Origin of the sequence: Mycobacterium sp. NS-7484 (genome assembly GCF_001953975.1) — a bacterium.
In the GTDB taxonomy this organism is placed as follows: domain Bacteria; phylum Actinomycetota; class Actinomycetes; order Mycobacteriales; family Mycobacteriaceae; genus Mycobacterium.
Map to the genome: position 1 here is coordinate 18,925 of NZ_MBEJ01000121.1, position 12,331 is coordinate 31,255.

A 12,331-nucleotide genomic window follows, 5' to 3' on the forward strand; every position below is an offset into this window, starting at 1 on the left:
CCGTCTGCACCTCGAAGGACACGCCATGAGGACCACGTCATGAGCACCACCGTTGCAGTACCTTTCACCGCCACCACCCTCGGCTCACCTCGGATCGGCCCGAACCGCGAACTCAAACGCGCCGTCGAAAAGTACTGGGCCGGCCGCATCGACCGCAGCGAACTGGAGAGCGTCGCGGCCGATTTGCGCCGCGACACCTGGGAGTCGCTGCTGGCGGCCGGGCTGGACTCGGTGCCGGTCAACACGTTCTCCTACTACGACCAGATGCTCGACACCGCGGTGATGGTCGGTGCGCTGCCCGCGCGGGTAGCCGGTGTCACCGACGACCTGGACCGGTATTTCGCCGCGGCCCGCGGGAACGACGAGATCGCTCCGCTCGAGATGACCAAGTGGTTCGACACCAACTACCACTACATCGTCCCCGAGATCGGGCCGGACACCACGTTCCGGCTCAACCCGGCCAAGGTTTTCGGTGAGCTGAAAGAAGCGCGAGCCCAAGGGGTTCCGGCCCGCCCGGTGATCGTCGGACCGATCACTTTCCTGGCGCTGTCGAAGGCCGTTGACGGTGCGGACACGCCGATTACTCGACTCGACGAGCTCGTCGGCGTCTACGCCGAACTGCTGGGGATGATGGCCGCCACGGGTGTTGAGTGGGTTCAGTTCGACGAACCGGTACTGGTGACCGACCTTCTCGAGAATGCCGCCGAGCTCGCCGAGCAGACGTACTCCAGGCTCGGTGGGCTGACCGAGCGGCCCGCACTGTTCGTGGCCACCTACTTCGGTGCACTGGCAGATGCGCTGCCTGCACTGGCCCGTACCGCGGTCGAGGCGATCGGAATTGACCTGGTGGCCGGGAACTCCGCCGCCGTCACCGCGGTGAGCGAGTTGGCCGACAAGCTGCTGGTCGCCGGTGTGGTCGATGGTCGCAACGTCTGGCGCACCGATCTGCAGGCCGCACTCGACACGCTGGTCGGATTGCGCGACGCCGCAGCGGCGATCGCGGTGTCCACGTCGTGCTCGACACTGCACGTGCCCTACACCCTCGACGCCGAGGACGACCTCGACGCGGAGTTGCGCAGCCGGCTGGCCTTCGGGTTCGAGAAGGTCGGCGAGGTGGTGGCGCTGGCGCGTGGGTTCAACAATGGTCGCGACGCCGTCGCAGCCGAAATCGCTGCATCCGACGCGGCCATCGCGTCGCGCCAGGCGGATCCTCGCCTCCACAACGCCCAAGTGCGCTCCCGCATCTCGACGATCGTGGCGTCCGGGACCACGCGTGGGCCCGCCGCGCAGCGCCGCGCGGCTCAGCAGGACCGGCTCAAGCTGCCGGCGCTGCCCACCACCACCATCGGTTCCTATCCGCAGACCTCGGCGATCCGGGTCGCCCGTGCGGAGCTTCGATCGGGCAAGATCGACGCCGCGTCCTACGAGCGGCGGATGAGGGCCGAGATCGCCGAGGTGATTCGGCTTCAGGAGCAGCTGGGTCTCGACGTACTGGTCCACGGTGAGCCTGAGCGCAATGACATGGTCCAGTACTTCGCCGAGCAACTCGACGGTTTCTTCGCCACGCAGAACGGCTGGGTACAGTCCTACGGCAGCCGGTGTGTGCGTCCGCCGATCCTGTATGGCGATGTGGCCCGGCCCGATCCGATGACCGTCGAATGGATCACCTACGCGCAGTCCTTGACCACCAAGCCGGTCAAGGGCATGCTGACCGGCCCGGTGACCATCCTGGCGTGGTCGTTCGTCCGGGACGATCAGCCGTTGGCCGACACGGCTTTTCAGGTTGCGCTGGCCATCCGTGACGAGACGGCCGATCTGCAGGCGGCCGGGATCGCGATCATCCAGGTCGATGAGCCGGCACTGCGCGAACTCCTGCCGCTGCGGTCCGCGGACAAACCGGCCTACCTTAACTGGGCGGTGGCGGCGTTCCGGTTGTCGACCTCGGGTGTCGCCGACTCCACGCAGATCCACACGCACCTGTGCTACTCGGAGTTCGGTGAGGTGATCGGGGCGATCGCGGAGCTGGATGCCGACGTGACGTCGATCGAGGCGGCCCGATCGCACATGGAGGTACTGGGCGACCTCAATGCGGCCGGCTTCTCCAACAGCGTCGGCCCGGGCGTCTACGACATCCACTCACCACGGGTACCCGGTGAGCAGGAAATCGTCACCTCGCTGCGCGAGGCACTCAAAGCTGTTCCCGCCGAGCGGCTCTGGGTCAACCCCGACTGTGGGTTGAAGACTCGTAGCACCGATGAGGTGTTCGAGTCGCTCAAGCATCTGGTCGCTGCGGCGGCCCAGGTCCGGGCCGGGTAGCCGATCAGCCGGTGACGGCCTGCGTTCGGGCGTCAGAGCCTGATCGGCAGGCCGTCACCCGAACTCGATGACGTTGTTGGGTGCCCGGAACCGCTGCAGCCGAGGGGATCGGTAGACGAATGCTCCTGCGCGCGAAAGTATCTTTCCGCGGCCCGCAGGCATCGGCGCCTCGTATACCGCGCAGACGCCGGGAAGGGCCCGAAGCTCGCCGTACTGCTCGGCAGTGAACGAGAACGGCATCGGTGGTGCGGTGTAGTGCTTGGTCAGCCTGATGCCGTGCCATTGCGAGTACCAACTCAGGTATCGCGGCACGCTGTCGAAGACCAACCGGCCTCCGGGAAACCGCGTGGCGCAGGCCGCGATGAGGCTGAACACTTCATCGCGCGGTAGGTACTGGAACAGCCCCTCGGCGGTGACGAGTACGCCGTGGGTGGCTTCGACATGATCCATCCACGAGTGATCGAGCACCGACTGGGCCAGGTGGCGAAGCCGGTCAGACGCCGGGAGCAGTGCCTGACGCAGTTGGACGATCGGCTCCAGATCGACTGACAGCCAGTTTAATTCACCGTTGTCCACGCGCCAGAAGCTGGTCTGCAATCCCTCGGCCAGCGCTACCACCGTGGCACGGCGGTGCGCCGTCAGGTACTGACGGCAGACAGTATCGAAGGCCGACGCCCGCAGCGCGGTGGCCTGGTGCGTCCGGCCGAAGTGGTGATAGTCGTACCCGAGGCTGTCGCGCAGCGCGATCGCCATCGGGTCGTCGATGACACCGTCGGCGCGGGCGGCTTCGGTGGCCCGCTGATGAAGCGTCAGGAGTGCGGTTTCTGATACCGCGGTGAGATGACGGGCGTCGATGACTGGCACGCGACGACCGTACCCGCCGGAAGAGCTTGCCCCGGTTGACCGGTCATCTCCCGGTCATCTCCGTTACCGCGGGAACTTTTCGGCGAGGCTGCTCGACTAGCTGAAAGACAACGCGAATGCGCGTCCGCTCGCGCATCGGTCCGAGGCTTGGCGAGGAGGCGATGAGGTGAGCGCACCGCTGTGGTTCGCCACGCCCCCGGAGGTGCACTCGGCCTTGTTGACCGCGGGTCCGGGGCCCGGATCGTTGCTCGCAGCGGCTGCCGAGTGGGAGTCGTTGAGCGCTCAATACAGTGCCGCGGCAGCCGAACTCACGCAGATACTGGCGGGGGTCCAAGCCAGTAGCTGGGAAGGGCCGAGTGCGGCGCAGTACGTGGCGGCTCATGGCCCGTATCTGGCCTGGCTGGAGCAGTCCTCGGCCGACACCGCCGTCACCGCCGCACAGCACGGCACTGTCGCGGCCGCGTACAGCGCTGCGCTGGCGGCCATGCCCACCCCGGCCGAACTTGCAGCGAACCATGTCGCCCACGGTGTGCTCGTGATGACGAACTTCTTCGGCGTCAACACGATCCCGATTGCCGTCAACGAGGCCGACTACGTGCGGATGTGGCTGCAGGCCGCAGAGGTGATGACGACCTATGAGGCGGTGGCGACCAGCGCGTACTCGGCAGTGCCGTCGGCCCAACCGGCCCCGTCGATCCTGGCACCGGGAGGTGACGCGGGTGGCGAGCACAGTTCGGGGTCATCGCCACCAGGCGGGCCGCCCAACGACCTCTGGCAGCTGATCTCCCAGTTGATCTCGGGTGCCGGCAACCCCCAACAATTACTGGAGACCTTCCAACAGCTCTTCGGACAGTTGGGGTTCAACCCGGCCGAAGCCGCCATTCTCGCCGCTATCGCGCTGGTGTTGTACGACATGCTCTGGTACCCCTACTACGCCTCATACTCCCTGCTGCTCCTGCCGTTCTTGGCCCCCGCTCTCAGTGCCCTGAGTGCATTGAGCGCCCTGGCCTTCATCCCGAAGCCGGTGCCACCGGTCGGATCGCTGCCGGTCTCTGCAGGGATCGACGGTGCTCAGCCCGGCGGCACACGTCTCGATTCGCCGGCGGTGATGGTGCCGTCGGGGATCTCTGTGGGCGTGGCAGGGTCCGCCGCTTCCCCGGCGGGCCCGCCCACCACAGCCGGGGCTGGTGGTTCGGCGGCTGCTCCGGCGGTGAGTTATGCGGTGCCCGGCCTCGACCCGCCGGCAGTGGCAGTCGGACCGAAATCCGGCTCGAAAACCCGTGGAAACATGGCTGATACGGTTGCAGCCATCACTGCGGCGCGACTCTCGGACGTCGGCCGCCGCCGCAGAAGGCAACCGGGCCGCAGACGGGAACCGGCACGCGCTCACCGCTACGAGTTTCTCGATGCCACCGGTGCCGAAGAGCCGATCGGTGAAGCTCACGGTCGGATTCGGGATGACCGACCGACGGCCGGCGCGCAGGGCACGACAGACATCGGCTTCGCCGGGACCCTTCCGGCCGCGACGCGGACCCGGGCCGCGGGGTTGGTCCGGCATGAGGCGGACACCGGTGGGACCGTCGTGCCGATGGTTCCGGCCACCTGGCCCGGGCTACCGGACAAGCCTTGCGAATAGCGGGAACTCTCACCGGGTTTCACGCGACCAATCGAGCACCACGCTGTGTGGCCGACGAGGAGAAGGAATGACGCTGAACGTCAAAGGGGAGGGGCTCGGGGCGCAGGTCACGGGAATCGACCCCAAGAACCTCGACACCGTCACGACCGACGAAATCCGCGAGATCGTCTATCAGAACAAGTTGGTCGTTCTGAAAGATGTTCACCCGACGCCGGAAGAGTTCCTCGAACTCGGCCGTATCGTCGGCGACGTCGTCACGTACTACGAGCCGATCTATCACCACCAGGACCATCCGGAGATCTTCGTCTCCTCGACGGAGGAAGGTCATGGCGTCCCCAGGACCGGCGCGTTCTGGCACATCGACTACATGTTCATGCCCGAACCGTTCGCATTTTCCATGGTGGTGCCGCTGGCCGTGCCGGGAACCGATCGCGGGACGTACTTCATCGACCTCAACAAGGTTTGGGAGTCCCTTCCCGAGTCGGCCCGTCGACCCGTGCGCGGCACATTCGCCACACATGATCCGCGGCGCCACATCAAGATTCGCCCGCACGATGTCTACAAGCCGATCGGTGAGGTCTGGGACGAGATCACGAAGACGACGCCGCCGATCACATGGCCGACGGTGATCAGACACCCGAAGACCGGTCAGGAAATCCTCTACATCTGCGCCTCGGGGACCACGAAGATCGAGGATGCCCAGGGGACTGTCCTGGACCCCTCCGTATTGCACGAGTTGATGACGGCCACCGGACAACTCGATCCCGGGTTCACCTCACCATTCATCCATACCCAGCACTACGAAGTCGGTGATGTCGTGTTGTGGGACAACCGGGTTCTGATGCATCGGGCCAAACACGGCAGCACCGCAGGCACTTTGACCACCCATCGGCTGACCATGCTGGATGGCCTCACGACACCCGGATATGGAGTATGACCATGAGCACCGCCGAGACGTTACCTGTCGCATCGGGTGAAACCGCGTTCACCCGCACGGCCCCGATCCCCGAAGAGCTACTGGTCAAAGTGCTCGAACCCTATTCCTACAAGGGATGTCGCTATCTGCTCGACGCGGAGTACGAGGCCACCGCGACCTCGGTGTTCGCCATCGGCAACTTCAGCATCAAAGAGCCCGCGTACATCCGCGACACCGGACACTTCAACGCCGCCGAATGGGTGTTGTGTTTCAACCAGCTCGCCTACAGTGCATTCGCACCGGCAATTCTCAACGAGCAGATACCGGAATTCCGGGGCTGGTCGATCGAGGACTACTTCAACTATCAACTCCCCAGCATGTTGATCAAGTCCACAGCCTCACGCTTCAAGCGGCCGATCCGATCGCAGAAGTTCTCGGCACGGCTGTTGTGCAACGACTTCGAGGTCGTCGATCGAACCATCCGCTATCTCAAGATCGCGTGTGCGGTCGGATTTTGGGACGAGGACGGCGGCGCGGCATCCGGCGAGGTCGAACTGGCGGCCCTCAACATCCCCTGACATCCGAAAGTGGCATTGGTCATGGAACACCCCACCACGGTGACCGAACGCATCCGTGAGCAGGCACGGCAGCGCCCCGAGACGGTCGCCTTGCGCCGCTGCGACGGCAGCAGTGCAGTCACGTATCGAGACCTCGTCGCCGGAATCGACGCATGGGCACAGGTTCTGGCATACCGCGGTATCACCCGCGGGGACCGGGTGTTCGTCCTTTCCGACAATGGTCCGGAGACATACCTGTCGGTACTGGCCTGTGCGCGCATGGGCGCCATCGCGGTCATGGTGGACAGTGCGCTGCCGCCGGCCACCCTCGATCGCTTCGCCGAGATCACCACGCCCGCCGCGGTTCTCATCGACCGCGGGAGCCGGCTCGATGCCTCGGGTCTCTCGGGGTCGCTACGGTCGATTCCCGCGTTCGATGTCGATCTCGCCACCGGCGCGGCTGCGCGCGGCGGCACAGGCCCGAAGCTCGGCACCGAGGATCTGAGCGGTGACGATCCGCTGGCGATGATCTTCACCAGCGGCACGACCGGTACCCCGAAGGCCGTGCTGTTGCCTCACCGCACCTTCTACTCCGTTGCCGACATTCTGCGACGCGAGCAGTTGAACTGGGTCGACTGGGTGGCTGGTGAGACCACCTATTCCCCGTTGCCGGCCACGCATATCGGTGGACTGTGGTGGATCCTGAACTGTCTGATGCAGGGCGGGTTGTGCATCACCGGGGGCGAGAACACCCCGTCGCTCCTGGAGATCCTCTCCGCCAACGCGGTCGCGACCACGTGTCTGGTCCCCACCCTGCTGACCCGGTTGGTGGCCGAACTGCGGTCGACGGGCACCCCGGTGCCGCCGTCCCTCCGGATGATCGGGTACGGCGGGTCCCGGGCGATTGCCGCCGATGTCCGATTCGTCGAGGATGCCGGAGCACGGACTGCGCAAGTCTACGGGCTCAGTGAAACCGGTTGTACCGCACTGTGCCTGCCCACCGAGCCCGGGTCGATCGGGCGGATCGAGGCCGGTGCCGTCGGGCGACCCTATCCCGGCGTACACGTCCATCTGGATTCCGACGGCAGCGGTCCACCCACCCGGTCCGGCACCGTGTCAGCATCCTCCGGCACGCTGTGGATCAAGTCGCCGGCGAACATGCTCGGGTACTGGAACAACTCCGACCGGACGGCCGAGGTGCTTGTCGACGGCTGGGTGAACACCGGAGACATTCTCGACCGTGGTGAGGACGGCTTCTTCTTCATCAAGGGACGGTCCTCGGAGATGATCATCTCGGGAGGCGTGAACATCGCCCCCGACGAGGTCGATCGGATCGCCGAGGCCGTCGCCGGGGTCAATGCCGCCGCCAGCTACGAGATCCCCGACGACGAGTTCGGCGCATTGGTGGGCCTGGCCGTCGTCCCGGACACGGACCTCGACGAGGCCGGCGTCAGGAAGCTCAAACAGGCCATCGCGGCGCGGTTTCGGCAGGAGTGCGAGCCGATGGCGAGACCGTCGACGATTGTTGCGGTGCAGGAGATCCCGCGGACCGCGTCCGGCAAGATCATCCGAACATCGCTGGCGGCAGCGGCCGATGACAGCGCGGCGGCCACGTGTGGCTGAACTCCTCGTGCGGGGTCGCATCCTCGCTGCGCTCGCCGAGGTGCTGTACGTCGACGAAACAGATCTCAGTGACGGTGACGACACCGACCTGCGAGACCTCGGGCTCGACTCGGTGCGGTTTGTGCTGCTGATGAAACACCTTGGCATCGACCGGGAGTCTGAGGTCCCACGGCGGCTGGCCGAGCATCTGACGATCAGCGGCTGGGTCGGGGAGTTGGAGCGAAGGCGGTGAGCCGCTCGGAAGGCGTGGAGGTACGGCGCATCCCGTTGAGCAGGGCACAGCAGAACATCTACACCGGTGTCCTGCAGGATGCCGACCCGGATCTGTACCTGATCGGCCGGCGTTACCGATTCCACCCGATCCCGCAGGCGAAATTTTTCGCTTCGCTGCAGAACACGATCCTGGCTCACCCGATCCAGCTGTGCGTGTTGGTACCGCCGTCGGGTACCGGCGGCTATCCGGAATTCGTGCCACGGCTCGCGGTGGATGACCTCGTGTACGTGACCCGCGACGAAGGGTCGGATCGGCTGTGGTCCTCCGGAATTCTCGACCAGCCCCTGGTGCGCTACCGCGTCGACGTCGACGATACCGGTCTGGTACATGGGCTTGACGTCCGTGCGCACCACATCCTGCTCGACGGTGGCGCGATCGGGATCATCGAAGCCGACCTCGGACGCGCGCTCGGCGGCGGCGGCCTCGACATCTGCAGTGGAGGCTTGGCGGCGGTGGCTGCGGCACATCACCGCGAAGGGTGCCGCATCGACGGAACACGTGACCGGCTCACCACCTCTGCGTTCAGGGAACTCGGCGACGACACCGCATTGGGCAGCTCGGTGCACGGTGTCACCGTGGCGGCCAAAGGGATTCGTATGGCGTCCGTGACGCTCGCCGGTGCCGAGTACGACGAGTTGGCGGTCCTGGCCGACCGGGAAAGCGTGCCGCTCAACGTACTGGTGGCCGCGGCGGCCGTCGCCGCGCAGGCAAGTGCCCGGCAGACAACCGAGGCCCTGCTGGTGCACGCGGTGGACAACCGCTTTGGTGAGCCGGACCTCGACGTCGCGACGTGCCTGGTCAACTCGATCGCGCAACCCGTCCGGTTCCCGTCGTACGCGTCGGTGGCCGACGTGGTGCGAACCGTGGATCGTGGCTACGTCGCAGCCGGCCGACGCCGGTGGCTACGCGAAGAGCAGTACCGCCGAATGTATCTGGCGACACACCGCACAACCTCCGTGGAGACGGTGACGCTGAACTTCCTGCGCCGGCCGTGTGCACCCGAACTGCGGCCGTTGCTGTCCGACGTGCCGGTGACCACCGAAATCGGTCCGGTCGAGGGGATGGCGGTGGCGGCCGTCCTCGACGAGCGTCAGCGCACCCTCACCCTCGAACTCTGGAACCGAGCTGACACGCAACCCGGGCACGCCACCACCGCGGTGCACCGGATTGCAACAGCACTGAAATCGATGGCCGCGATGTGGCATTCGCCGTTCGCGATGATCGTCGACGAATGGTGCGGGATCGGCGAGAACGGGGCGCTGTCGACGGCGCAGCCGCCCGACGACGGCCCCGCCGGACCCGCATGGTTCGTGCTTCGCGATGAGCTTGCCGCCGAATGCCGTCGGCGTCGACCGGGTGTCGACCCGTGGATCGCCTGGCTGCTGCACATCGATGCCGTGCCGGGTGACGTGGTGGTGTTCACCGATGACGACACAGACACGGCAATCGACCTCATGATCGCGTGCCACCTGGCCGGCTGTGGCTTCAGCGTCTGTGACAGCGCAGAGCACGTGGTTTCGCGGGCTGAGCGAATCAGCGAACACGCCGGCATCACCACTCACATCGTCGACCTTGCCCGGCGGGAAGTTTCATCCCTCGACGCGGAACACCAGCAGCGGGCGGATGCCCGTGTCGTTGACGTGGCCGCCGATCCGCTTCTGGCCATGAGGACCGCCTATGTGATGCCGACCTCGGGATCGACCGGGCAGCCGAAACTCGTGAAGGTCAGCCACTCCTCGCTGGCCGCGTTCTGCGCAGCACAGGTCCGCGCCTATGGCTGGGCGCCGGGCGACATCGTCCTTCAATGCGCCCCGCTGACATCGGACATCAGCGTCGAGGAGATCTTCGGCGCGACGCTCAGCGGAGCCACCCTGATTCGCTCGGCCGCGGTCAAAGCCGGTGACCTGCAGGCGCTTGCCCACGATCTGGTGACCAGCGGGGCGACGGTCGTCGACCTACCGACCGCGATGTGGCATCTGTGGTGTGACGATCCTGACGCCACGGCGGCCGTTGCCCGATCGCGACTACGCCAGATCGTGATCGGGGGTGAGCCCATCCGCCCCGCCGCCGTCGACAAATGGCTCAAAGCCGTTGCCGCCGCGGATGTATCCCTGGTGTCGAGCTACGGCCCGACAGAAGCCACGGTGGTGGTGACATACCTGCCGATCATCGACGGCGGACGCGTGGTCGAACCGGGTGGACGCCTGCGGCTGGGGTGTCCGATCGTGGCGGACACGGTGGTGGTCGCATTCGGTGAAGTGATAGTGCTGGGGCAGATGGTGGCCGATGGTTACCTCGGCGCGGACAGTGCGAGTTTCGGTTCGGTCACGTTGGCCGACGGAGTGCGACGGCGCGCCTTCGCGACGGCCGACCGGGTTACTGTCGACGACAACGGTTATCCAGTGTTCGCCGGCCGTAAGGACGCGCTCGTGAAGGTTGCGGGCAAGCGGGTCGACACCGCCGAGATCACCCGACGCGTGGCGGCGGACCCCGCCATCGTCGATGTGGCCGTCGGACTGCGCGACGGTGGGCTGGGAGTGTGGTTCACCACCGGTCAGACCGACGCCGGAGACCTGGCCACCGCGACGGCGGCACGGATCAAGAGCATCCTGATGGATGCCCGCGTTCCGTCGTTCTTCGTGACACGCGTCGCACGCATTCCCCGGACACCGAACGGAAAGGTCGACACCGCAGCGTTGCGGGCATCGGGCGAGACCCCACCCGACGAACCCGTCGACATCGAATCCCAAGACCAGGCAACGCATCTGGCCAACCTCTGGAGCCGGATGCTCGGGCGGCCGATCACGCCCGACGCGTCGCTGCTGCAGGAGGGTGTCGGCTCACTGGACCTCGTCCGGATCCTGCCCGAGACGCGCCGGCTTCTCGGCCGGCCGATCTCGATCCTGGATCTCATCGGTGCCGACACCGCGCTGAACCTGGTGGCCGACGCAGCGATGGCCCACACCTGGATGGACTCCGCCACCGCCGCCGAGATCGACCATGACTTCGCCGTGGTGACAGCTCCGCGCAGCAGGGACGCGGTGCCCCGGGGACGCGCGCGACGGCGTGGGGTGCCCGCGATCCTGGTGATCGGCGGATCCGGAATTCTGGGTACCGGGTTCGCCGAGAAGATTCGGGAGGAGGCCGCCTCCGGGCGGGCGCGACCGGACGTGATCCTGGCCATGAGATCGGTTCCGTCGGACGGTATCTGGTCGGAGCTTCGCGCCGCGCCGGGTGTCCGTATCGAGCCGTTGACCGCCGGGTTCGGGGCGGCCGAGTTGGCGGCGTTGATGCGCCGGACCGCGGCCACGACGGTGATCAACTGCATCGGCAGCACCAACGTGGTGGTGCCGTACCGCGAACTCCGGTCCGCCAACGTGGAATTGGCGTCGGGCATGGTGCAGCAGTGCCTTGCCTCCGGCGCTCGGCTGGCTCACCTGTCGACATCTGTGGTCAATGCCGAGGTTCACGCACCACGGGTAGTCGATCCACGCCAGGCCCCGTACCCGTACGCCGCATCGAAGGCGCTCGCCGAACTGGCGGTGGCCGGATCACCTGCGGACCTGGACTTCACGATCGTGCGCCTGCCGCGGGTGCTGGCCGTCCCAGACCAGATCCGAGGATCCACCGACATCCTGGTGTCCGTCATCGACGCCTGCCGCGCTGTGCAGGCCTATCCGTCGGTCGAGGTGACCGAGGAGGTGACCACCGGCCGCGCGGCGGCCGAGAGCATCCTGCGACGGTTGCCGGAGTTCGGCGGTCCGGACCGGTTGGGACGCGGCATCGATGTGGTGCGGGGGCAGGCGGTGCCGTATCGCGAAGTGCTCGGTGTGGTGGCGCGCGAGCAACTCGACGCGCACGAGTGGAAACGGCGTCTCGACGAAAGTGATTGGGCCAGGGCGAATCCACGTGGCTGGTCGGTGATCGACGCCTGGTTCAGCCTGGGCATGACACTCGGTGGTCGCACCTACTCGGAGTACCTCGCCGGGTTCCCGGTGATGCCGCTGGGCATCGAATCCGTCGGTGAACTCGATGCGACGGCACCGCCCATGCCGGATCTGCTCACGAATCTCGGCATCACCGGAACTGTATGCGGCGGCACGACGACCAATGAGCAGAACGTCGCCAGACAGTGAGGAACGGCA

8 protein-coding genes are annotated in these 12,331 nt (G+C 66.3%); 7 read left to right on the forward strand and 1 reads right to left on the reverse strand.

All coding sequences use genetic code 11. From position 1 onward, the window contains the following. The first annotated feature begins 39 nt into the window (after positions 1-39). A complete protein-coding gene (gene metE / locus A5733_RS21580) occupies positions 40-2,316 on the forward strand; it encodes a 5-methyltetrahydropteroyltriglutamate--homocysteine S-methyltransferase (protein WP_076241608.1) in 2,277 nt (758 codons plus the stop codon). Between the two features lie 54 nt (positions 2,317-2,370). Here metE and A5733_RS21585 read toward each other — a convergent pair whose 3' ends face one another. Further along, a complete protein-coding gene (locus A5733_RS21585) occupies positions 2,371-3,180 on the reverse strand; it encodes a class I SAM-dependent methyltransferase (RefSeq protein ID WP_076241609.1) in 810 nt (269 codons plus the stop codon). A gap of 166 nt (positions 3,181-3,346) precedes the next feature. Between A5733_RS21585 and A5733_RS21590 the strand changes: the two genes are divergently transcribed. The 6 genes from A5733_RS21590 to A5733_RS21615 all read left to right on the forward strand — a co-directional run bounded on the left by A5733_RS21590 (position 3,347) and on the right by A5733_RS21615 (position 12,322). Beyond that, positions 3,347-4,816: a PPE domain-containing protein gene (locus A5733_RS21590; protein WP_076241610.1), complete on the forward strand. Its 1,470-nt coding sequence runs from the start codon at positions 3,347-3,349 to the stop codon at positions 4,814-4,816. A gap of 67 nt (positions 4,817-4,883) precedes the next feature. Continuing rightward, a complete protein-coding gene (locus A5733_RS21595; protein WP_076241611.1) occupies positions 4,884-5,753 on the forward strand; it encodes a TauD/TfdA family dioxygenase in 870 nt (289 codons plus the stop codon). A gap of 2 nt (positions 5,754-5,755) precedes the next feature. Next, on the forward strand, positions 5,756-6,310 hold the full coding sequence (locus A5733_RS21600; RefSeq protein WP_076241612.1) for an FcoT family thioesterase: 555 nt from the start codon (positions 5,756-5,758) through the stop codon (positions 6,308-6,310). A gap of 21 nt (positions 6,311-6,331) precedes the next feature. Next, positions 6,332-7,912: a fatty acid--CoA ligase FadD10 gene (fadD10, locus tag A5733_RS21605; RefSeq protein ID WP_076241613.1), complete on the forward strand. Its 1,581-nt coding sequence runs from the start codon at positions 6,332-6,334 to the stop codon at positions 7,910-7,912. Between the two features lie 7 nt (positions 7,913-7,919). Next, positions 7,920-8,144 (forward strand): acyl carrier protein, encoded by a 225-nt coding sequence (locus tag A5733_RS21610; RefSeq protein WP_076241651.1) that lies wholly within the window; start codon positions 7,920-7,922, stop codon positions 8,142-8,144. Further along, entirely contained in the window at positions 8,141-12,322 is a 4,182-nt protein-coding gene (locus A5733_RS21615) for an AMP-binding protein (protein ID WP_076241614.1), read from the forward strand. The genes A5733_RS21610 and A5733_RS21615 overlap by 4 nt, the downstream gene beginning before the upstream one ends. The last annotated feature ends 9 nt before the right edge of the window (positions 12,323-12,331 follow it).